The sequence below is a fragment of the Micromonospora sp. NPDC005305 genome (assembly GCF_040607315.1).
GTDB lineage: Bacteria > Actinomycetota > Actinomycetes > Mycobacteriales > Micromonosporaceae > Micromonospora.
Map to the genome: position 1 here is coordinate 161,505 of NZ_JBEXGL010000010.1, position 22,988 is coordinate 184,492.

The 22,988-nt window shown below is 67.9% G+C and carries 15 protein-coding genes and 1 pseudogene; 10 read left to right on the forward strand and 6 right to left on the reverse strand.

Annotated elements, in window-relative coordinates:
• The first annotated feature begins 127 nt into the window (after positions 1 to 127).
• From ABZS80_RS19090 to ABZS80_RS19120, 7 genes are all read left to right on the forward strand, one after another.
• Complete coding sequence (locus ABZS80_RS19090) at positions 128 to 2,581, forward strand: ATP-grasp domain-containing protein (RefSeq protein WP_355057491.1); 2,454 nt, start codon at positions 128 to 130, stop codon at positions 2,579 to 2,581.
• Positions 2,582 to 2,701: 120 nt separating this feature from the next.
• Positions 2,702 to 3,376 carry a 7-cyano-7-deazaguanine synthase gene (locus ABZS80_RS19095; RefSeq protein WP_355057493.1) on the forward strand — a complete coding sequence of 225 codons (675 nt, stop codon included), beginning with the start codon at positions 2,702 to 2,704 and terminating at the stop codon, positions 3,374 to 3,376.
• Positions 3,373 to 3,735: a 6-carboxytetrahydropterin synthase QueD gene (gene queD / locus ABZS80_RS19100; protein WP_355057495.1), complete on the forward strand. Its 363-nt coding sequence runs from the start codon at positions 3,373 to 3,375 to the stop codon at positions 3,733 to 3,735. Before ABZS80_RS19095 ends, queD begins: the two co-directional genes overlap by 4 nt.
• 40 nt (positions 3,736 to 3,775) lie before the next feature.
• Positions 3,776 to 4,501, forward strand: coding sequence for a 7-carboxy-7-deazaguanine synthase QueE (locus ABZS80_RS19105; protein WP_355057497.1), 726 nt, complete (start codon positions 3,776 to 3,778; stop codon positions 4,499 to 4,501).
• Positions 4,501 to 5,100: a GTP cyclohydrolase I gene (gene folE / locus ABZS80_RS19110; RefSeq protein ID WP_355057499.1), complete on the forward strand. Its 600-nt coding sequence runs from the start codon at positions 4,501 to 4,503 to the stop codon at positions 5,098 to 5,100. The genes ABZS80_RS19105 and folE overlap by 1 nt, the downstream gene beginning before the upstream one ends.
• 97 nt (positions 5,101 to 5,197) lie before the next feature.
• Positions 5,198 to 6,454 (forward strand): ATP-grasp domain-containing protein, encoded by a 1,257-nt coding sequence (locus ABZS80_RS19115; RefSeq protein ID WP_355057501.1) that lies wholly within the window; start codon positions 5,198 to 5,200, stop codon positions 6,452 to 6,454.
• Positions 6,451 to 7,671, forward strand: coding sequence for an MFS transporter (locus ABZS80_RS19120; protein WP_355057503.1), 1,221 nt, complete (start codon positions 6,451 to 6,453; stop codon positions 7,669 to 7,671). Before ABZS80_RS19115 ends, ABZS80_RS19120 begins: the two co-directional genes overlap by 4 nt.
• Positions 7,672 to 7,683: 12 nt before the next feature.
• Here ABZS80_RS19120 and ABZS80_RS19125 read toward each other — a convergent pair whose 3' ends face one another.
• From ABZS80_RS19125 to ABZS80_RS19135, 3 genes and pseudogenes are all read right to left on the reverse strand, one after another.
• Entirely contained in the window at positions 7,684 to 9,126 is a 1,443-nt protein-coding gene (locus ABZS80_RS19125; protein WP_355057505.1) for a Rieske 2Fe-2S domain-containing protein, read from the reverse strand.
• A gap of 87 nt (positions 9,127 to 9,213) precedes the next feature.
• Positions 9,214 to 9,400 (reverse strand): annotated as a pseudogene (locus tag ABZS80_RS19130) (IS5/IS1182 family transposase); the annotation flags it as partial.
• A gap of 754 nt (positions 9,401 to 10,154) precedes the next feature.
• Entirely contained in the window at positions 10,155 to 10,703 is a 549-nt protein-coding gene (locus ABZS80_RS19135) for a hypothetical protein (protein ID WP_355057507.1), read from the reverse strand.
• A gap of 126 nt (positions 10,704 to 10,829) precedes the next feature.
• Here ABZS80_RS19135 and ABZS80_RS19140 point away from each other — a divergent pair, with 126 nt between their 5' ends.
• A complete protein-coding gene (locus tag ABZS80_RS19140; protein WP_355057509.1) occupies positions 10,830 to 12,005 on the forward strand; it encodes a metallophosphoesterase in 1,176 nt (391 codons plus the stop codon).
• A gap of 335 nt (positions 12,006 to 12,340) precedes the next feature.
• Here the strand turns inward: ABZS80_RS19140 and ABZS80_RS19145 are convergent, their stop codons facing one another.
• Both ABZS80_RS19145 and ABZS80_RS19150 read right to left on the reverse strand, forming a co-directional pair.
• The gene (locus ABZS80_RS19145) at positions 12,341 to 14,686 is read right to left on the reverse strand and encodes a hypothetical protein (RefSeq protein WP_355057511.1); all 2,346 of its coding nucleotides are present in this window, start codon (positions 14,684 to 14,686) and stop codon (positions 12,341 to 12,343) included.
• A 290-nt stretch (positions 14,687 to 14,976) separates the two neighbouring features.
• Positions 14,977 to 16,158 (reverse strand): toll/interleukin-1 receptor domain-containing protein, encoded by a 1,182-nt coding sequence (locus tag ABZS80_RS19150; RefSeq protein ID WP_355057513.1) that lies wholly within the window; start codon positions 16,156 to 16,158, stop codon positions 14,977 to 14,979.
• Between the two features lie 105 nt (positions 16,159 to 16,263).
• Here ABZS80_RS19150 and ABZS80_RS19155 point away from each other — a divergent pair, with 105 nt between their 5' ends.
• Positions 16,264 to 20,433 (forward strand): CHAT domain-containing protein, encoded by a 4,170-nt coding sequence (locus tag ABZS80_RS19155; RefSeq protein ID WP_355057515.1) that lies wholly within the window; start codon positions 16,264 to 16,266, stop codon positions 20,431 to 20,433.
• Positions 20,426 to 21,109, forward strand: a complete 684-nt coding sequence (locus tag ABZS80_RS19160; RefSeq protein WP_355057517.1) for a hypothetical protein — start codon at positions 20,426 to 20,428, stop codon at positions 21,107 to 21,109. The genes ABZS80_RS19155 and ABZS80_RS19160 overlap by 8 nt, the downstream gene beginning before the upstream one ends.
• A 286-nt stretch (positions 21,110 to 21,395) precedes the next feature.
• Here ABZS80_RS19160 and ABZS80_RS19165 read toward each other — a convergent pair whose 3' ends face one another.
• A complete protein-coding gene (locus ABZS80_RS19165; protein ID WP_355057519.1) occupies positions 21,396 to 22,982 on the reverse strand; it encodes a hypothetical protein in 1,587 nt (528 codons plus the stop codon).
• Between the last annotated feature and the right edge of the window lie 6 nt (positions 22,983 to 22,988).

Sequence of the window (22,988 nt, forward strand, 5' to 3'; positions counted from 1 at the left end):
ATTCTTCGTTCGGGTGGGCGAGTCCCGCTCAGCATTCTTGTTGACCGAGTCGATTGGTCCGGCAGGTTGTTGTCGAGGCGATCACGCCCGATGGTTCTATCGATTAGTCAATCCACGGGGGAGCGACGTGATCAGGAAGCCGGCCATTACGGCTGTGCTATTTGTCGGCGGGCAACGCACCGAGGCACTGACGGCGGCACGGCGTGCCGGCCTGAGGGTGCTCTACCTCGGCGCCACCGCAAAGGTGACGGACCGTCACCGCGAGTGCGTGGACCGCATGGTCCTGCTCGACGACGTGACCGATGAACTGCTCGTCGAGGCGGCCGTCGCCCTGCATGCGTCCGAGCGGTTCGGGCTGGCCGTCACCGCGAGCGAGCGGTTCCTCCTCGCCACGGCCCGGATCAACGAGGAACTGGGGCTCGCGGGAAACCCATTGAGTGCGGTCGTCGGTGCCACCGACAAGTGGCTGATGCGTTCGACGGCGGCGGCCGGCGGGGCGGGTGCCGTCGCGCACGCTGCCGTTCGTACCACCGCAGATCTGCACGACCTCCCCGCGACGGTCGGCCTGCCCATGATCCTCAAGCCACCGGCGGGCACCGGAAGTCGGGACATCCGCCTCGTCCACAGCGCGGAGGAGTTCAGGCAGCTGCCGCTGCCCGAACCTTCGACCGCCGACCAGCCGGTGCTGTGGCTGGCCGAGGAGTACCTGGCCGGACGCGAGTTGAGCGTCGAGACCCTGAGCTTCGCCGGGCAGCACCATGTCCTCGCCGTGACGGAGAAGTTCGTCACCCCCAACTTCGTCGAGGTCGGCCACGTAATCCCGGGGCGGGTGTCCGCCGAGGAGCACGCCGCCATCAGCGCGGAAGTCTCCGAGCTGCTGACGGCGTTGGGCGTGCGGGAAGGTCCCGCGCACACCGAGGTGAAGCTGACCGGCCGCGGGCCGCGTGTCATCGAGACGCACACCCGGCCGGCCGGTGACGCCATCGTGGAACTCGTCCGCCTCGCCGCCGGCTACGACCTGCACGAGTTGACCTACGCCTGGCTGGCGGGGAAGCCGGTGGACCTGACGCCGCACCCGGTCGCCGGCGCTGCGGCCATCTGGTTCGTCACTCTTCCCGAGGGGCGCGTGTCGTCCGCCCGCGGCTCGGAGCAGGCGCTCGCCGCCCCGGGCGTGCAGGCCGCCGTGCTGACCGCCCGCCCCGGCGACCCGACCCGCCCGCCGACGAGTTCGGCGGACCGGTACGGCCACGTGATCGCCGTCGCCGACGACGCCGGTGGCGCCGTGCGACGGGCCCGCGCCGCCGTCGGTCGGTTCGTCATCGACGTCACCCCCGCCCCCGCCGGACGGGCCGGGGACGACGACAGACCGCTCCTGTTCCTCATCGGCAGCGGCGGCCAGGTCTGGCGCGAATACCTGCTGCGGGAGATGGCCGGGCACTACCGCGTCCACCTTCTCTCCCCCACCGAAGCCAGCTGGCAACGCCCGTACCTCGTCGCCAGCACCGTGGTGGACACGCTCGACACCGAGGCGATGCTGCGGGTCGTGGCCGCCTCTCCGGAGACGGTGGTCGGGGTCGTCGCGTACGAGGAGACGAGGGTGGAGTCCGCCGCGGCGGTCGCGACGGCGTTGGGCCTGCCGTCGAGCCCCGTCGCCGCGGTTCACGCCTGCCGGGACAAGTTCGCCAGCCGCCGGGCGCTGCGCGCCGCCGGCGTGCCGCAGGCCGAGTCCGAGGCGGTGGCCGACCTGCCGGCAGCGATGGAAGCGGCGGAGCGGATCGGCTATCCGGTGGTGGTCAAGCCGCGGGCACTGGCCGCGAGTTGCGGCGTGACCCTGGTTCCCGCCGCGGACCAGTTGCCCGAAGCCTTCGACGAGGCCACACGGATCTGGTTCGACGAGGTGCCGACCTACGACCGGCCCGTTCTCATCGAGGAGTACCTGGACGGGCCGGAGATCAGCGTCGACTCAGTGTGTCAGCACGGCAAGGTGACGATGCTGTTCATCGCCCGGAAGCAGCTGGGCTACCCGCCGAGCTTCGAGGAGGTGGGCCACTGTGTCGACGGCGGTGACCCGCTCCTGGACGATCCACACCTGCGCGGGGTGGTCGAGGAAGCACACGAGGCGGTCGGTCTCACCGACTCGATCACGCACATGGAGCTCAGGCTCACCTCCGCCGGGCCCCGAGTCGTCGAGCTCAACGCGCGGATCGGTGGCGGCCTCATCCCGTACCTCGGCGGCCTGGCGACCGGCATCAGTGTCGGACGGGCCGCCGGCGACCTGGCCATGGGCACCACTGCCTCGCTCATGCGCACGAGGAGCAGGGTGGCCGCCGTGCGCTTCCTCTACCCGCCGGCGGATCTGACCGTCGAGTCGGTCGACGTGCACCGCCACCGGCTGCCGGCCGGGATCCGCGACGTCCGGGTGCTCGTGAAGCCGGGCGACCGGCTGCGGCTGCCGCCGACGGACCACGTCCGCTGTCGGTGTGCCCTGGTGGTGGCGGAGGCCGCTACCAGGCGCGAGTGCGATGCGGCGCTCGCGCGCGCGGCTGAGGCAGTGCTCGTCAACGGCAGCGCACTTACCTGATCAACCGCCGCACCGGCGGCGGCGCATACCCGATCTCACACCCGCCCCGCTGGGCGGGGTCAGCCCTGTCGCGCCCGGCGCGCCGACAGATCGACGCTTGGAGATGGAGGAACTGTGGACATGGTGATCGCTGTCGTCTCCGGGGGAATGGACTCGGTGACGATGGCCCATCAGCTCCATTCCGACGGCCACGTCCTCTTTCTGCTGTCCGTGGACTACGGTCAACGGCACCTGAAGGAGCACCGGTTCGCTGCGGCCACCGCGCAACGTCTGGGCGTACGCCACGAGGTCGCCGACCTGAGCCCGGTGGCACGGTTCCTGAAAGGCTCGTCGCTCACCGACCCCGACGTCGACGTCCCCGAGCGGTCCTGGTCGAGCTTCGGGGAGAGCCCCAACATCGTGCCGAACCGGAACGCGCTCCTGCTCTCCGTCGCCTTCGCCGTGGCCGTCGCCGAGCGGGCCGACGCCGTTGCCATCGGCACCGTCGCCAACGACCATGCCTCGGTGCCGGACAGCACACCGGAGTTCCTCGAGTCGTTCATCGCCATGGAGCGGATCGCCACCGCCGGCCACGCCTCACCCGAACTCGACCTCCTCGCGCCGCTGTCCCACGTGGGCAAGACCGGCGTGATCGAGATCGGCGAGCGGCTCGGCGTGCCCTGGCTCGACACCTGGAGCTGTTTCCGGGGCGGCGACCTTCATTGCGCCCGATGCGCCGCCTGTACCGAACGTCGAGAGGCGTTCACCGCCACCGGCATCACCGATCCCACCCGTTACGAGGAGCGTGGCGCATGACACTGCGCATTTCCAAGGAGTTCTCCTTTTCGGCCAGCCACCAGCTCGATGAACTTCCCGAAGGGCATCAGTGTGGCCGGCTGCACGGCCACAACTACCGGGTGGAGGTGGAGCTCAGCGCGCAGCGCGAGGCCCTGACCAAACCCGGTTTCGTTCGGGACTACGGGGAGTTGTCGCGGCTGAAGACCTGGCTGGACGACAACCTGGACCATCGCCATCTGAACGACCTGATGTCGGGGAACCCCACCGCCGAGAACCTGGCCATGTGGATCTTCGAGGAGTGGGTCGGCGAATATCCGGAGCTCTCCGCCGTCCGCGTCTCCGAAACCCCGAAGACCTGGGCCGAATACCGGCCCTGACACGAACTGTTCGACCTTTTCATTCCTGACCAAGGAGGTGATGCCGCATGGATCCGGAACTCGTTGTCAACGAAATTTTCGGTCCTACCTAGCCGTACAGGGCGAGGGCCGCTCACTCGGCCGCCGATGTGCGTTTCTGAGGTTGGGCGGGTGCAATCTGTCCTGCCGATGGTGCGACACGCCCTACACGTGGGACTGGACGGGCGCCAGCGACTCGGGCGTGCCCTTCGATCCCAAGGCCGAACTGCACCGGATGGCCGTCGCGACCGTACTCGATCGACTGCTGGCGTGTGATGTCGACCTGGTGGTCATTTCGGGCGGTGAGCCCCTCAACCAGCAGGTCCGCCTGTTACCGCTGGTCACCGAGTTGGTGGAGCGCGGGATCGACGTCGAGGTCGAGACCAACGGTACGCGGGCACCGGACGCGGGACTGGTCGCGCTCGGCGTGCGGTTCAACGTCTCGCCGAAGCTGGCGCACGCGGGTGACCCTGAGGAGAAACGGATCGTGCCGGCCGCGTTGCGGCGGTTGGCGGCCGTCCCGGACACGTCGTTCAAGTTCGTCTGTCGCGACGTGGCGGACCTCGAGGAAGTGTCCGCGGTGGTGAAGGTCGCAGGAGCCGGTTCGGTGTACGTGATGCCGGAAGGGCAGAGCCGCGAGGAGATCGACAGTCGGTTGCCGGACCTCGCCGAGGCGGCGATCCGACGGGGGTGGAACGTCACCACTCGGCTGCACACGATGATCTGGGGAAAGACACGGGGTGTTTGATGGGTATCGACAGTATCGACGAGGAGATCCGCTTCCTGGAGGAGCGGGTCGTGGGAACGGATCCCATCGAGGGTCTGGCGCTGCGTCTCCTTGAGGAGATCGGAGAGGACCCGTCGCGGGACGGGATCAAGGACACCCCGGCGCGGTACGCGAAGTGGTGGCGGGAGTTCATCGACTACGACCCGGGCAAGACCGAGATGACGTTCGAGTCGGCGACCACCGGGCAGTTGGTCATTGTCTCGGGAATCGACGTGTGGTCGCTCTGCGAACACCATCTCCTTCCGTTCAACTGCTCGCTCACCATCGCCTACCGGCCGGAGGGCCAGGTGCTGGGCCTGTCCAAGTTCGCACGGATCGCCCACCAATTCGCCCACCGGCTCCAGATCCAGGAGCGGCTCGTCTCCGACATCAGCAGCGAGGTCATCCGGATCACGGGCGCGAGCGATGTCGCAGTGGTGGGGACCGGTGAGCACCTCTGCATGACCATGCGCGGCATCAAGACGAGCGCCCGGATGACCTCCACGTCCCTGCACGGCCGGTTCGAGTACGACCCGGAGCTGCGGAACGAACTGTGGGCGCACCGGGCCGCCACCGCCTAGCACGCACGCCGCGCGACACGGATCGAACCGGGCCGGTCACCGACCTCTCCCACCGGAACGGGTGCCGCCCGCCCACCTCAGAAAGGATCCGATCCCATTGAGTGACCAAGCGCAGGCGGTGCTGCTGCTCGACCCGGTCAAGACCGGCGAGGGTTACAAGCAGGCCGCACGGGACCTGGGTCTTCGGGTGATCTCGCTCTACACGGTCGAGCAGAGCGAGCTGAACGGTCGGTGGCCGACGCACGCCGACGGTGACGACGTTTCGCTCTACGCCTCCGCGCCGGCCGATATCGTGTCGGCCGTCGCGGAGGCCGGCCTGCGGGTGGTCGCCGTCGTCCCGGCCATGGAGGCCGGCGTGCACTTGGCCGATGTGCTCGCCGACATGCTCGGACTGCCTGGTAACGACGTGTCCCTGGCCCGGGCGCGCCGGAACAAGGCGGCGATGCGGGCGAGGGCCGCGGAGGCGGGCCTGGCCATTCCCCGGTTCCAGCGGGTGGAGGACCTGACGGAGGTGCCCGGCGTCGCGGCCGCCATCGGTTACCCGGTGATCCTGAAGCCGACGACGGGCGCCGGCTCACACGGCGTCACCCTGCTGAGCACCGCGGCGGACGCCGCGAACCTCCGGTCCACCGACGCCACCGACCTGTTCGGTTGGCCGGTCCGGGAGTGGCTCGTCGAGCAGTACGTCCGTGGCCGGGAGTTGGCCGTCAACTGCCTCAGCAGCGACGGCGACCATCAGGTCATCGACATGTGGGAGTACCGCCAACCGGACGGCCGCGACTACGACTTCCCGCTGTGGAACACGGTCCAGCTGACGCCCGACGATCCGGACTGGTCGCGGGTCGAGGCGTTCGTCGCGCAGGTGCTCCGGGCGTACGGGATCAGCCGTGGCCCGAGCCACACCGAGGTGAAGTGCAACGCCGACGGGGTCTTCCTGATCGAGATCGGCGCCCGGCTGGCGGGCGGGCCCGCCACCGACCTGTGGTCGGCGCACACCTCGTTCCGGCCCTACCACGACTCGTTGGAGTGCTACCTGGGGCGCCGTCCCACGATCATGGACGGCGTGGTCCAGACCTACGCGGCGTACGGGGCCATCGCCATCCGCAACGATGTGGGGCCGGGCACGCTGACCGACATCCACGGGCTGGCGGAACTCGAGGCTCATCCGAACGTCGCCAAGGTGCTCGTCGGCTACGCTCCGGGCGACCGGATCCCGCTGACGCAGGACAGCAAGACCATCCCCGTCGGTGCGTGGGTCTCCGCGCCGGACCAGGGCGCCCTGCTGCGGGTCATGGGCGAGTTGCGGCGCATGGTGTCGCTCGAGATCGCGTACGACGGCACGGAGCGCGGGTGACCGCGACCCGGGTGCGCCGGGGCCGGTCCCTGTCGCTGACCAGCTACCGGGAGCTGCTGCGTGTCCCGGAAGTCGGCCGGATGCTGCTCGCCAGCCTGGCCGCCAAACTGCCGCCCACCATGTTGAACCTCAGCCTGCTGTTGTTCCTGAGTCCGCGGTACGGCTACGTGGTGGGCGGCCTGGCGACGGGTTTCATGGCGGTGGGTCAGGGACTGTCCGCCCCGGTTCGGGGGCGCCTCATGGACCGGGTGCCGTACCGCTCGGTGCTGCTCGGCTGCCTCCTGGTCAACGTCGCCGGCGTGGCGGCCCTGCTCGCCGTCGCCTCGATCGACGGGCCGAAACCGGCCGTGCTCGCACTCGCCGCGCTCACCGGCCTGAGCGTGCCGCCCACCGGCATCATGATGCGGACGCTGTGGCGGTCGCTGGCCGGGGAGCAGCGTCTGGTCACGGCCATGGCACTCGACGCCACCACCAGCGACCTCGCCCACGTCGGCGGCCCGATGCTGGCCGCCTTCCTGTGTCTCACCATCACCAGCGTCTCCACGATCGCGATCACGATCGTCCTGACGGTGGTCGCGGCGATCCTGGTGCTCACCCTGCGGGTCGCGTCCGCGACATCACCACCAGCACCCGCCGCCGTCGCCGACCGACCGAGGTTGCACTGGATGGGCCCACTGCGCTCGGCCGCCCTCCGGCGCCTGCTCCTGGTCCATGCGACCTTCAGCGCGCTGATCACGGGGGTTGACGTGGTGATCGTCCTGATCAACGGGCTCCGGCACACGCAGGCGTACGCCGGGGTGCAGATCGGCGCTTTGTCGATAGGCAGCATCGTCGGCAGCCTGGTGATCGGCGCGATGCCCGGATTCCTCGCCCGCGGTCCCAAGCTCTCGGTTCTCCTGGGGGTGTTCGCCGTCGGCGTGGCGGTGCTCGGGGCGGCGGCCGAGATCTCCCCGCTGGCGATGACCCTGGCCTGCCCGATCACCGGCCTTGCGTACGGATCCACCTTCGCCACCCTGTTCACCATGGGTGGTGACCTCGCACCGGAGGGGACCGCCACCGAGACGCAGGCATGGCTGAGCAGCATTCTCCAGGCCGGATCCGCGGTCGGGGCATGGTTCGCCGTCGCGGTCAGCACCCGGACCGCCTTGGCCCTCATCCCAGTGATCGCCCTGGCGGCGGCCGCCCTGTGCTGGCGGATGCGACCACGCTTCGCGTGACCTCTCCGACTCCTACGCCTCGGGTTCCTGGTCGGACGCCGCTCCGGGACTGATCCGGGCCGCCCGCTCGTATGCCTCGGTGAGTTCCGCGGGCCGGCCGGCCTGCACCGCGAAGTAGCCGCCGATCCCGTACAGGCGGCTCTTCCGCCGGGCCGCCAGTTTCGCCTCGAACGTCCGGCGCGGAACGCCCTCCGTGTAGATCGACTTGTTCAGCAGCGGCAGCTCAATGGTGTGCCGCTCCTGGTCACGCACGATCCCCGGGGGATCTCCGCCGTCGGCGACGGTTTCGATCGCTTCGAGGAAGCGCCGCCGAAGCAGGGTGATGCCCTTGTCGCTGCGGCCCAACTGCTCCCTGGTCCGGTCGGCGATCACACCCTGGCCGATCCAGGCGGCGAAGTCCTGGTTTCCGGTGTGCGACACGATGATCCGCCCGTCGCTGCCCCGCAGCGGGCCGTACCAGAACGGTGTGTCGTCGCACTCCGGCATCGCGGCCTGAACGTCGCAGGGGAGGACCGAGTACTGCCAGGTGATGTTGAGGGTGGTCTCGTCGTCGACGGGAACCCGGAACTCGAAGGTGTTTCCGGAGGCCAGGGAGTACGGCCACAGGCACAGGATCCCGCCGTCCGTCAGCTGGCTCGACCGGGCGAAGGAACCGCTCGGGTCATACTCCGTCTGGACCTCACGCTGGTTGATGAAGCCGAACTCGAACTCGGAGAATCCGATGTTCTGGTGGCGTGGCGCGTACACCGGGGCGTCGGGGTTGACTCGGACGGCATTGCCGTTCGTGTGCAGCCACTCAAAGTGGACGGGGTCCACGGCGTTCTCGTGGCACTGGAACCAGTTGCAGGGCAGCTCTGTCATGACAATTTCCACGAAGCCGTGCGACCACCCGAACTGCTCGAATTTCGGCAGCAGCGGGGCCGGTTCCGGGCCGAGGTAGGCCCAGACGAGCCCGCCGAGGGTGGCGGTCGGATACGCCGCCACGCCTACCTTGTCGCGGAAACCGCCGGCCGGACCCATTTCCTCGAACGGCTGCCGGGCGCAGCGTCCGGCCGAGTCGAACGCCCAGCCGTGGTAGGGGCACACGAGCACGTCCTCCTCCACCCACCCCACGCTCAGGTCGGTCCCCCGGTGCGGGCAGGAGCGCGAGACGAGACCGTAGCCACCACCGGTCCTGCGGAAGAGGACGAGGTCCTCGCCCAGCAGCCGCACGGGCTTCACGCGGCGGTCCCGGAGCTCCTTGGCGGGAGCGACCGGATGCCAGTACCTCCGCAGGAGTTCGCCCATCGGAGACCCCGCGCCCACCTGCGTCAGTAAGGTGTTCTTCTCAGCTGAGAGCATGCGGATCCTTCGTTTCCATTCGAGACCGGACGCACATCCCGGTGTGGAGTGCCGGGTTTCGCTGCTCACGGCGAACAGGCGCATGGTCTGCGCCTCGGGGATGTCGCGGTTCAAGGTTGGCCGGTGTCCATTGTGCCCACTCATAGGATAGATCAAATCTCACATCCGGGTTGCCCCGCCGGTTCGGCCGGTCCGTTCGGGGTTGCCGCGGGAGCCGCCGCCGGCCATGGCCGTCCGGCCAGTTTCTGGTCGATGCCGGAGGTGCGGTAGACGATCGTGTCGTTGCGGTTGCCCGGCCGGGGTCGCCGATGGCGATGACCAGGCGGGTGCCGTCGACGATGGCGATCTGGTCGACTGGCCGGCGCACAAATGCGAGAACCAGTAGGGGCTCGCAAAGATCATCTTCATCCACGCACCGGGGACCCGGAGCCGGCAAGACCACGCTGATCGACAGCTTGCGACGCGCCGGTCACACCTGAATCGACGAAGCGGGGCACACAAACGCACTGGTCGGCACCCACCGGCACGAGCCCTGGGCATTTCCGCTGGTCACGGCCTTGATCACGTGGTGCGCCCGAAGGGACTCGAACCCCTAACCTTCTGATCCGTAGTCCGAAGGGTGCCCGTTCCCGAAACCCTGCCGCCGGCCGGGCTGTCGCATCGGTGGCAGCCCTCGGAATGTGCTCGGTGAGTCCTGGGCAGGCGAGGGTAGCTCTGGTCATGGTAGGGCCGCATTGGGTTATGGGAGATTGCTGGGCGATGATCGCTTGCTCGGTGTGTGCTACAGCGGTCGGAGCAACGGCGGGTGACAGCGGTAGGCGCGGCTGGGCCCTCCTGGGCACTCGTGGCTAACCGCTGGCAGGTACCCTAGGGCCTCGCGCCCTCGTAGCTCAGGGGATAGAGCATCGGTTTCCTAAGACGACGCTCTATCTGTACCCAGAGGCTCGCTACCTGCGGGTTCCTATTCTGTTTTCACGTTAGTGGGTCGCACACGCGCGTTGCTGTGCTCGCTTGCCGAAGATCAGCAGAACAGGCGTAAGTCGACGTCGGACGCGGTCGCCCCGGAACCCTCGACTGCTCAGGTGATGCTTCGGTTGGTCCGACGTGTCCCTGCCGAGATCCTGCGAAGCTGTCGCGCCGCGTTATGCGGGAGACAGAGTGGCGGTGGCAACCGTGCCCCCGGCGTCGTCATGTGCGGTAACCGTCGGCGGCCGGTGAGAGTCCCAGACCACGATCAGGTGACCGTGGTACGGGACGGGTAGGTGGCGGCCGTCGACATGCAGTTCCGCGACCCCGTGGCCGACGAGCACCGCCGACCCGCGCACCCATCGCGTGCCCCACGGCAGCAGGGGGTCGCCGTCCCGCACGACGCCAGCGCTTCCACTCAGCACCACCTGGAACGGCGCGAGGTCCGCGCGGGCCCGCTCGAACTGTTCCGCAGTGGGGTCTTCGTCGTCCGACGATCCGCCGCCGCCGAGCATTCGCCAGGCTCCGTGGTTGTCGACGGCCAGCAGGTGCGTTTCGTCCCAGTAACAGCCAACGCCTCGCCGTAGGAACCGTGTGGCGGCGACGTCGCCGTCCACGTCGACCGCGACCGGCGCGAAACGACGGCGCCGACTCAACCGCACGGGGCCGTCCGGCAACCTTGAGATGATCAGGCGCCGGCTCTCTGCCAGGGCGTCGTACGCCACCCGCTGACCGTACCCGAGCCGAGGCACGGATCGATCACCTGCGGGCCGGATCGGTCCCGGTTCCGGGCGTGGTCGATCCGGCCCGGACCGTGTCATGCTGCACGGACCCCCGACGGGAGGACGACGATGGCTGCTGGCGATGCCGTACAGGTGCGGCCGGCGCGACGGTCGCTGCGCCCGCTCGCGTCCGGGGCGACGCTGGTCGCGGTCCTGGTGCTGCTGTTCGGGCTGCCGTGGTGGACGTTGATGGTGGCGGCGCGGTGGCCGGCGCCGGTGGTCGCCGCCGGCACGAGCGTGTTCGCCGTCGCGCTGGTCGCGTTCCCCGCCCTGATGTATCTCGGGCACGGCCGCCGGCGGCTGGACGCGGCGGCCCGCGCCGGGGACACCCTCCTCGGCCTGGTCTGGATTCTGTTCGTCTGGGCGCTGATCGGCAACGTGGCTCGGCTCGGGCTGGCCGCGGCGGGCGTCGCCGGCCCGGTCCGGTCCCGGGCCGTGGCGGTCGGCGTCGCGGTGGTCTCGGTCGTCCTGGCGGTCTGGGGGTACGCCGAGGCGATGCGGGTGCCCCGGGTCCGGCGGGTGGACGTGACCGTCGACCGGCTCGGTGCCGGTCTCGACGGGGTCCGGGTGGTGCTGCTGACCGACACCCACTACGGCCCGATCGACCGGGCGCGCTGGTCCGCCCGCACCATCGAGGTGGTCGACGGGTTGGCCGCCGACATCGTGTGCCACACCGGCGACATCGCCGACGGCACGGTCGAGCAGCGCCGGGCGCAGGCCGCGCCGCTGGGCGCCGTCCAGGCCCCGCTGGCCCGGGTTTATGTGACGGGCAACCACGAGTACTACGGCGAGGCGCAGGGTTGGGTCGAGCACATGCGGGCCCTCGGTTGGGAGCCGCTGCACAACCGGCACCTGGTGGTGGAGCGGGGCGGTGCTCGGCTCGTGGTAGCTGGGGTGGACGATGTGACGGCAGCCTCGTCCGGCGTGGCCGGTCATCGGGCCGACCACGCGGCGGCGCTGGCCGGCACCGACCCGCGGCTGCCCGTGCTGCTGCTGGCGCACCAGCCGAAGCAGATCGGCGACGCGGTGGCGGCCGGGGTGGACCTGCAGCTGTCGGGGCACACCCACGGCGGTCAGATGTGGCCGTTCCACTACCTGGTCCGGCTCGACCAGCCGGTCGTGCAGGGCCTCAGCCGGCACGGCAGGACCCAGCTCTACACGAGCCGGGGGACCGGTTTCTGGGGGCCGCCGTTCCGGATCTTCGCGCCGAGCGAGATCACCCTGCTCACCCTCCGGGCGGGGTAGCCCGACCGGGCCTAGACCTACCGCCCCCACCTGAACGTGACGGGATGCCCCCGTCAACCCCGCTGGCTATCCCCCAGGCGCCGGGATCCACCCGCATGCACCCGATGCCCAGCCTCCCGGGTAAGACCTTCCTGCTCCGGTTGTCGCACCTCGTGTCCGAGGTGTTGGCCGGGGACGTGGGCACGCCGGCTACCTCAGCCGCTACGACGGGCTGCTCGCCATCCGGCTCAACCAGCTTGGCGCCTACGCCCTCGGCCTCACCACCGACTACCACCCACCGGCCAGCAACGGTGGAGTGCGAACTCCACTGACAGACCGGCCGCCGGCTGCTGTCGTTAGGTCATCCACTCGCTGAGCAGCTCTGGAAGTCGGCCGACGTCTTCGGGCCGGATCATGACCATTCGGGTTCCGGTCACTTCCACGAGACGGAGCTTCCGTTGAACCTTCGCGGCGTAGGTGCTGTTTTCCATCATGCCGAGCGCCTCCATGTAGGTGCCGTCTGCGAGAAGCCAGTCTGCACGCAGACCCGTTGTGTTGAGTACAGGGTGGCGCGGATAGTGTGGTTCGATCTCGTGCGCTATGCCGTGCTGGTGGAGGAAGTCATCGATGCGGCGTTCGAGCATGGATCGGCACGGATGGCCATCGGTGGCTACGGTCTCTGTGCCGCGTGAGCGCCGGGTAGCGTCTGGCGTCAGACCGGCCAACCTGACCCAGTCAGCCCACCTCCGGGGCTTACGAGCCGGCCGGGCGATTGACGATGTTTCAAGCGGGATGAGGAATCGGCACAGCATAGCGAGGTCGGCCAGGTCAGGGTCGGCAAGCAGGATCCTCGTCAGTTGGCTGCGCGACGGCGGCCCACCGAACTCGATTTCGGCGAGTTTGCGTAGTGCCCAGATGGTTGCGTCGGTCCATGGCCCGTCCGTACCGCTGTCGCGCAGGATCCCAAGGCTGGACAGGGTGAGACAGTCCAGACAGTAGGCGATACCCGAGGCCGTCCCGTGGCAGTCGGCTCCACACAGGCGGCAGGCGCGAATCTTATCCTCGGTGTCGGGTGAGTTGAACTTCCGCGACAGAGTGCTGCGTTGGATGTCCGACAGGAAGTCCCGAATCTGAGGTGACGGTCCTTCCACGACCTCGGCGTTGAGCCATCTGCGGTGCGCCTGCGGCACGAGATCGATGGCACGTCTGGTGAGTCGGCAGGATGCCTGCGCGAGGTCGCGCTTGCCTTCGTTGGGGTCACGGAACAGTTTGTCCGCCAGCCGAAATGGCCCGAGTTGCGCTGCTGCGTAAGCCTCCGCACGTGCGTTGCGTTCGACGATCGACTGATCCGGTGGGCGTTGCGTTATCGACGACGGCTCGATCCCGTGACGGCGCAGCAACGTGGTGAGAGGCTCAACGTGGGGCTGAGCGTAGATAGCCAGTTTGCCGGACCCCGAGTCATACCAGCCGGCTTCTGGCAGCGCAAGGAAGTCTGCCTCGTCCCGTAGAAGTAGGATCGACCATATCCCGTTACCATCGGCCGAGTCATCCCCGGCATGCTTAGTTCTGATGAGGGCGTCCGGGTAGTCGGTCAGATGATCAAGTCCGTTAGCAAAGGGCGGCTCGATCCCGTGGGCACGCAATGCCTCGACCGCATCCGGCCTCGTACGCTCGTCAACCAGCGTGAGCAGCCCGTCTGATGGTCGGTACAGACCGATCTCAAGACCTTGCCGGTCGGTGATGAGTACTCGGTCGTTACCCCAGGCGGCCCGGGTAATGGCTCGGATGCCCTGGTAGTCGTGTGGGACGCTGCGAAACATGCGCCAGGCGGCGAGATCCTCGTTCGCGGCCGCGTCGCGTTTCTTCTGCTCACGGCCCAGCTTTGCCGCAGCTCGAGGGGATCGAGACGCAGCTATGACGGAGCCGGCTCGCTGCTCCGGCTGTCTAGCGCCGGTGGCCGTCACGACCCTGCCCGTTGATGGCGTCGCCCCCAACCGGACACGTCCCCGCCGATCCTCGTACATCGCGTAGTAGTCATCGGTCGGCAGCGGCCGGTTGATATACGGATAGATAAGTGCGTCAAGCCGCCGCCACAGTGGAAGGTCAAGATAGATACGCTCAATGCGGTAGCCGACCTGGACGAGCTCTGCCCGCGAGAACGGCCTTTCCCGGCTCACGTCCCAGTCGTGATCCCAAGAGCACCAGGACCAGAGCGGTTCCCCTGGTTGCAGTTCGCGGGGATCGAATACCCGCCCACCGCGCTTAACCTGAGCACTATCAATCTGTCGTAGGGCGATCCAACCATGGCAGCCGATCGGAGTGGGTGATGCCGCATCGGCAAGTGTGTGGAGCGCGCCCGCGAGCCCCAGCATCCGGTCGTAGAGATAACCAAGGTGCCGATCGCGGTGCGATCCGCCGGTTGCGGGCGCACTGGCTACCGAGATCGCCCTTGAATTGTAGGGATTATCTGGGCGGGGAACGAGGTTCACGACTACCGGTGCCCGGAGTTGGACCTGTCCGTCCTCACCCGCGACCTCGAGAAGTCGCGGCCGATCAGCTAGCTGGCGCAGGACGAATCGCCTCATGGTCTCAAGCGAGTCGTCCCAGGTGGAAAACGGCAACGGCCAGCGGCCGTGTCGTGGCGGAATCATCACCATGCCCGTTTCCGGGTCGTACCTGACCTGATCGTCTGCCCGCGACACGGTGGATCATCCCACGCCACTGCGGGCAGATGGCAATCGTCCGGTCAGCGCATGTGCGGCTTCGACGTATCGATCCCGAGGAGGGATGCCATCAGATCCGCAGAGCGTTGACCACGAGATCCGTTCGCCGCTGCCGAAGCACGCGCAGTCGAACGAGCGGCAGCCGGCGAGATCGAACGGTCTTAACTCCCCAGCGACGAGAACCCGAACCAGCGGCATCAGCCTCATCCATGAAGCTGAGGGACATCGGCCGAGTTCCCGGACGGCCTCCTACCAAGATCAGCGGATCGTCAGCGTAGGCCCGTGGCGGCCCGGTGGTCGGCGATGAGACGTGCGACAAGCTCGGCGGCCACGTCGGCGGGGCGGGCGACGACGCTGCCGTAGTCGATGGCTTCGTCCGGGGAGACGTGGATGTGGTCTGCCTGCCCGAACCCGTAGGTGGCGGTGTTGCTCGGCACGTTGACCCTGCCGTAGGAGATCATGGTGGCAGGGTCGAGCCCGATGGCGGGCACGACGAGGTCACCGTGAGGTAGTTCCAGCGCCGTCAGCGTATTGAGCATGGCAGCGAGCTGCTTGATCAGGTCATCCCGGTCGAGCACTGCGCCCATTTGACCTCGGGGCAGCGGGGCCCACGCCGACCGCTGCCCCGATCGGGTAATCACAAGCCCCTTTTCGTTGTCCCGACCGCTGCTCGTCGCCCGGGCGACGGCGGAGTCGGCGTGCGCGTGCAGGGCCTCCAGCCGGGTAAACATGCCGTGCTGCCGCCCATGGTCGGGCAGCAGGTCGGCGAGGGCGGCCAGCTCACTGACCTGCAGGCGCGCATCGTCGGCGGCGAAGGCGAGGTGCACCTCGACGGCTGCGGTGCCTAGCCTGCGGTCCTGCGCACCTCGGTCAAGGTCGCTGCGCCAGGAGACGCTGACCGGCGGTGCCGGGCTCTGCCAGCGCAGCCGCGATGGGCTGGCCGGCGCGGCAGCGCGGGCTGTCGGATATGGCACAGCCAGGGCGGGCGCCTTGGTGGACGCCGCCTGCGTACCCGGGAACGGCGGGGGTGTGGCGGGCTTGTTCCGTTCCCGGCGGACGCCTTCGAGGATCTGCTTCCGTGCAGCGGCTTCGTCGAGTCCGTGAATGCGGATCTGCACCACCTGACTGAGCAGCCCTTCCGGCTGGCACTCCTGCACCATGATCGGTACGAGGGCGTTCTTCGCGCCCTCCGGGTCACTGGCGAAGACGGCTGCCCACTCCGAGGCTGGGAAGGGCGCCTTCAGGTAGGCCGGGGAGAGCACAGCGATCATCCGGGGACACTGCTTCAGGGCCTTGTCCATCTCGACGGCGAAGTTGCTGCCTGGCCGGAAGTCCCACTCCTGAATCGTCACGGCGAAGCCGTCCGCCTCGAGGATGTAGGCGATCCAGCTGGCCCACGCCTTGTCAGCGGCCGTATACGAGATAAAGAAGTCCTTCGCTACAACGTCCACCTCGCCAGGATAGGTACAGGCGGCGACATCGCCCGTCGCGGACCGCCGCGATAGTTGCCGCCTCTCAATACACTGGTCCGGGTCGTAACTACGGAGGTGCCGGGAGTGCGGGATGTCCTGCTCGCGGATCTCGTAGGTCGGGTCAGCGACTTCCAGGCGGGCGGACCCCCGCAGCGGGTATTGGATGCCGAAGGGTTGGGCGTCGCGGTCGATCTGCTGCGGCTTGGGGCTGATGAGGTGACCGACCGCGAGTCTGTCGACACCGACGCTCTCTACGCGGCCGCAGCGTACTACCACGCGCGTTCTGTCGCCTGGCAAAACCTCGTAACGTCCGTCCAACGCGACTCACATGCGCCGTCCGCCGAGGATTCGCACCGTAGTGCCAGGGACGATCTGGCCATAGCGCTCAACCTGTATGGGCTACTTTTCCTGGCCGACCATAGGCGGGTACCGCGGGACCTGTGGCCCTACGTCATCCGCGCGACCGGACACGACCCATGGCGAGATCCTCTTGACCGCGCGGCTGATCTGATCATCGATGGGGAAGAGTCCGGGAACCTGGTTCCTGTCGACGAAGCAATCGTCCTCCTGCGAGCGCTCACCGATGCCAGCGACACTGGCGCCCGCGACACCCTGCTGGGACACGCACTGCTGCTGCGTGCCAGTGCGACCGACGCGCCGGCCGCCCGTCGGCGCGCCGATGCCGATTCGGCAGTTGATGCGTTGAGTACCGCTTCCGCCCGCTCCGAGGCGACAGCGGAGCTTCGGTCCACGCGCCAGTCGGCACTCGGCAACGCCTACCTGACGCGGTTCGCGGTCACCGAAGATCCCCGTGACCTGCTGGCAGCCGAGTCGGCGTATCGCGCCGCGCTGGCTGACGTGGCCGCCGATTCCCGGGAATACGCCAACGCTTGCGCCGGGGTAGGGACGGCACTCGGGAGACGGGCCGAGGTCGCCACGCGGGCAGAACAGCAGGCAGTGCCACTGTTGCGCGAGGCCGCCGACTGGTTACGCCGAGCGACTGACGGGGATCTGTCGCACAACGGCGAGGCGGCCTTGGCCAACCTGCGTCGGGTCATGGCCCTGTGGATCCGTGAGAATGCTCGCACCGTCCGCGCGACCGACGAGGCCGACTCTGCCGTGCCGGCGGCGCTCCCTGTCGGGGACGGCGACCGGCCGGCGCCGCATGCCGGCGAGGCGGACGTTCGGCAGGCCAACGCGCTGGCCCAGCTCAGTGTTCAGGTCCGCGCCCGGGTGCTGCCGGAGACCGAGGGGTTCCGCCGGGTCGTCGATCCGGCGTTCGTGCTGTCCGCCGCCGCCGTTGACCTGGTTGTCGAGGCAGCCATCAATAGGCACCGCGATGAAGTTCCCGCCGACGTTGTGCTTCTGCTTCGGCTGACCTTGGCGGCTGCGGAGAGTCGTTGGGGCGCCACTGTGGACGGCCCCTGGTGGCGGGTCGCAGATGCCTATGTCGAAGCGGTGCGGCACAGCCTCGCTGATACTCCGAGTGGGGAACGCCTCGCCGATGCCCACAACGTGCTGACCCGGCAGCTCACGCTGCTTGAAGCGCACGAAGCTGAGGAGCGCGACGAACTCTCTGGGACCCTGTTCGCCGCTGGCCTGCTGCATCTGTCCCCGTATATGGCACATACGTCGGGGTTGTCGTTCGACGGGGCGCATAGCCTGTGGCTGGCCCGGCATCGGCGCCAGGCGATGGCCTACCCCGAACGGTCCGACGATGTCGACCCGAGCCCGCTGCCATCGCCGATGGTCGCCGCCGAGCAGGCCGTCAGGTACCTGGAGCGGGCGGCTGAACTGGCTCGCGGGCACGAACGCGGCCGGGCGCTCAGGGCACTCGCGGAGGCTCGTTCCTTCCTGGCCGGGCTGCGACAGGAATCGGCCGACGAGGAGATCCGGCTGGCGTGCCGGGAGGCCTTGGCCCTCCTCAATCCGGCCGACGACGTGATCGGCTACCTGTACTTGCTGCGGATCCTGAACCGGTTCGGCGAGGTCGGTCTGCCTGACGAATTGGTCGACCTCCTACCGGTCCCACTTGCCACGATGCGAGACCGCTACGGCTTGAACGAGGCGTCCTCTACGTTCGCCGAGGCCCTCACACTCGCCGCAGAGGCGGTGCGGCCGGATCTGGAGGCGGAACTGCTGGCGGCAGCGGACGAGGAACTGCCTCGCCTGTGGAACGACGCGCAGCGCCGTCAGCGCTGGATGAGCGAGGTGCACCTGCTCGTCGACGGGCACCTGCCCTGCTCACCAGCGCTGCGCGAGATCCCGGAACTGGTCGAGCAGGCGCGGGCCCTGGCGGATGAGGACAGCTGGAGCGGTGCAGAGCTGGCCGCCACGCTCATTCACTTGGCCGCGCATTCACCCGTTGACGGTGCCCACCAACTCGGTCGGGATCTAATAGCAGAGGCGCACGAGGTGGCGCCGCAGCTGTGGGACTGGCACCACGACGCCATTGACTATCTCGACGCAGGCCTCGCATACGACCTCGGCATGCAAGCCGACACCGCCGACGCGCACGCTGGCGCGGCGCGCGAGTACGGCGCTGCGGCACTGCGCTATGCCCTGTGCGGACAGCTCGACCTCGCGCTGAACAGCCTCGATGCGGGATTGCAGCAGGTGTTCGCCTGCAACGACGCCACCGCCGCCGGCGGCGCGGCCATCGCCTTGCTGCCCGCTGTTGCCGGGCTGGGCGCCGGAGCCGACGAGTCCGTGGCCTGGACGCTGCACCAGTTCTACCGCAGGTTGCTGTTCGGGTTGATCGGATCCAGCGTCGACGTCGCCGCGGTGGCGGTCGTCCACCAGGCCGCGAAGGGCCGCGGGTTCGCCTCGGCGCTGCACTCGTGCGGGCCGTTGACGGCTACCCCTCGCCTGCTGCGGGACCTGCAGCGGACCCGGGCCGACGAGGCGTTGCTGCCCAGCCCGCCGCCTGACTTCGAGCTGCCTGGCGGGGCGGAGACGGCGATGGTCTGCTACGCCGGCTCTGCGGAGGCTGAGGCCGAATCCGACGTCGATGCCGTGCATCGCAACCGGCAGCGGGCATCCGATCGACGCGTCAGCGACGAACTGACGGCCGCCCGCAGCCCGTGGCGACTGCCCCTGCTCGCGCTCGACGAAGTGCAGGCGCTCCTGCCACCGGAGACCGTGCTCGTGTCGCTGATGCTCGGTGAGGGCCGCCGCGACGCGGCAAGCCCGCCGGTCGCCGCGCTGCATGGGCTGGCGATCACCCGGGACAGCGTCGAGCACCGCAGCATGCTGCTCCCACAATTCGCCGGCGGCCTGATCAGGTTTTATCGGGGCACCCACCACCTCACGCTGTCCCCGCTCGCGCTGCGCGTCGCCGACCTTCGCCGCGCCATCACCGCTGATCCACTGCACCGCGTCGTAACCCGCGACGCCCAGCAGACTCTGGCCGAACGGCCTGACACGTTCCTCGCCGGCTTCCTCGACCGTGTGCCGCACTGGCACGCGGAAGGCCGCCGGCACCTGTGTGTCTGGGCCGACGGGCCACTTCATTACGTCCCGTTCCACCTGCTCGCCGCCGGCAGCGGCACGCTCGCCGACGACTGGACCGTTACTCAGGTTCCCAGTGCCGAACTGCTGCGTGGGCGCTCACCCTCGGCCCGCCGCCGCTTCCTCGCGTTTGCCTCTGCGGCCGGCGGCACCCGACATGGCCTGCCGGCCGAGGATGCGCTGGAGGTTCACGCCGCACAGGTCGCCGAGGCAATGGCCGGCGAGGCGATCCTCGGTCCCTCCGCCACCCCACAGCGCTTCCTTGCCGCACTGGCCGAAGCACGGTACATCCACGTCGCCGCCCACGGTGCCCACAACGAATGGGCACCCTGGTTCCAGTGCCTGTATCTGTCACCCGGCGCCGACGACGACGGTCGCGTCTTCGCCCACGACATCCTGCGCGCCGACCTGCGCGGCGTGGATCTGGTGACACTGAGCGCCTGCGAGTCGGCGCTGGGCCGATTCGACCCCAACGACAACCTCCGCGGCCTGCCGGCCGCCCTGCTGTCCGCTGGCGCGGCGGCCGTCATCGGTTGCCTGTGGCCCGTGCATCCCCAGGTTGCCACCGACTTCTTCGGCCATCTCTACCAACGGCTCGCCGCCGACCCGGATCGACGCGCCGCCTTCGACGCGGCCCGGCGCGCTACCCGTGACCGCCATCCCGCCTACCGTGACTGGGGCGCCTTCGTTTTCATAGGAGACTGGCGCACCATAGCGACCACCGAGGAGCGAACAAGTGGATGATCACTCCACCGCCCCACTTCATGAGGTCGACCTCGTACTGGAGCCACGGCTACACGCGCCCGATGCGCCATCGCGTGTTCTCGGTCGCGTCTCTCTCGGTCGTCCGGTGGTGCGTCAACTGACCGCCGCTTCGGCGACCTCGGACCCAGACTGGCGGGAGTTCCTCGAGGCTGAGGCGGAGCACAGCACCTACCTCATGCTGAGCCTGTTCTGCACCTTTCGTGCCGCACCCGGCAGCGACTCAATCGTCGACGCGGCCGTCGGGGTGCATCTGAAAGCACCGGACGCGCCCGCCGATCGGCAACCGATCGCTTGGTCTATCGACCCGAAGCGACGCTCCCACGCTGTGCCCCGGCCCGGTCGGGTCTCACTCACGGCCAAACTTACGATCATCGAATCAACCATCGAGTACGCACCGAACGGCAGCGGTGAGGAACTGTTCGTTGTCGGGATCGGCGAGCACGACAGCGACCCCGAATGGCGCTTCCGAGCGGTAAGCGGCGCGCCGCTGATCGGCGACGAAGAACTCACCATCGTGGTCAAGACGCCAGCCGGCACTCCCGCCCGAGCGGACGTTACGGTGGCCGCCACCGTCAAACACCGCCGGCTCGGGTTGCTCCCGTACCGAGCGGACCTACCGCCTGTCGTACGGACTGTTGATCTGCCAGCCATGTGACCCGAACTGTCGGGCAGGGACCGCCGGGCTCGGTTTGACCGCCCACGACTTTATTCTGTGCGTCCGCCGCCTGTGGGTGAGGGCTGAGTCGCCCACTGCGGTTCGGAGATTGGTTGGGCGCTGGATAGCACGGCCATGACCTCGGGTGGCGGGAAGAGGGGGGCATCGCCTGCATGTAGAGGTGGCAGTCCTGCTCCAAGTTTGAAGCCGTCGGCCAGGGTGGAAAGAAGCAGGGCCAGCGCGAGAAGTCGTGCCGGCCCTGTCGCTGCCCGGATACCTCAGTGACTTAGCACTGGGTCTGGATATCACCCTCTTTGTAGAGGGTGTCGAGGCCGTTGGTGCCGGAGAACTCCAAGCGCCCTTCGTCATCCATATGGACGCCGTAAGTGGCCAAGGGGCGCATCCAGTCGACCTCTTCTGCCTTGCTGTATCGGAAGATCTCCTGGCCCTGGTAGAAGGTTGACTCTACTACTGCTGCAAGACTTGGCCCTTCATCGATGAAGCGTAGAGTAGCGGCTTTCTCGCCGCTGTTCAGGGTCCACTCGACCTTGTGATCGGGCGTGATGACAGCGACGATGTGGTAATTGTTGTCATTGCAGTCGTACGTCCATCTACCCACGAGCGTATCGGGATTCAGGCGCGGCCGCTGGCCGTTACTCCCGAACAAGAGCGCGCGGGAGTGGACCTGTCCGTTGACTTTGTCGCCTAGGGCGTGGAACTCCTCGGTGTAGTAGCCCTGGGCTGCCTGGTCGGTCATGATGGGCAGTACGAGGCTGGACTGCCAGCCGAAGGCTTTTGCCGCGAGCTGCCCGGTGAAGCACGCTCGAACGATGTTGGTGAAGTCGATCTGTCGCACGTCTGTGCTGTATGCGGGTTGCGTGACCGCGTAAGCGCAGGCGTCATTCTTCATGAGACCATCAATGATTTTTGCAACGTCCGTGAAGCTTTCAGTTTTCACTTCGCCGATCTTGCTGCTTTTGGCGCCGAAGTCGGCCTCGATGTTCAACAGCGCGATGACCGTTGTCTGCAGTGTCCCGAGGCTATAGCCGGCCTTTTCGAACTCCGTGGACAGAGATATCCGATCGCCCGGTTTTACGTCAATTGGATAGGCGACTTCCTGGAACGGTGTCAAGAGCATTAGGCCAGCCGCACGGTCGTTGAGTGCGGTGAAGGGGGTTGGCTTAATGTTGATTGGACCGAGTATCTTGCCCGTCTGGCCGTTGCCTGGCGACAGGGTGACCATGATCCGCAAGGGGAACTTGGTCCGGTTGGTTGCCTTCAGTACCCGCTTGCCTTTCTCCATGCCGAGGCACCAGGACAGGCTGTCCTTGGTGATTACGTTGACCTCGAGGTTGGCCTTGGCTTGGTCCTCGTTTTGGCACTTGGGCTGCGGAGCGTCGGTAAGCATGTCGCCCTGCATAGCGGCGTTGAGTTCCTTTACGAACAGGCCTTGCAGGGCTGGGACGTCCGGCATGAGGATTTGCCACCACTTGGCCAGGTGCCTCTCCTGAACGATCACCGACTGCCTGTCGGCGGACAGGGCGGCCTTCACCAGCTGCCATGGGCCTTTGTCCGTGTCTGCAGTTGCCACCAGTGGGGTGGTTCCGGGCGCTAGAGCGTTGGCGAGCGGGAAGGTGATAGTGGCGGCCTCTGGAAGGTCAGTTACGGGTTCTAGGTGTACGGCGGGGCCCATTGGCATGACCGCCTGGAACTTGGCGCCCACCTTTTCGTCCGTCTGGACCTTCAGGTTCACGGGCACGTTTCCCGTGACCGTGATGTTCTCGCCAACGGCTTTGTTGTTGGCGGGTGCCAGCTCAACCTTTTTTGGCTTGGATGCAGAGCAGGCGCTAGCTGCCAATGTGGCCGCCAGCATCGCAGC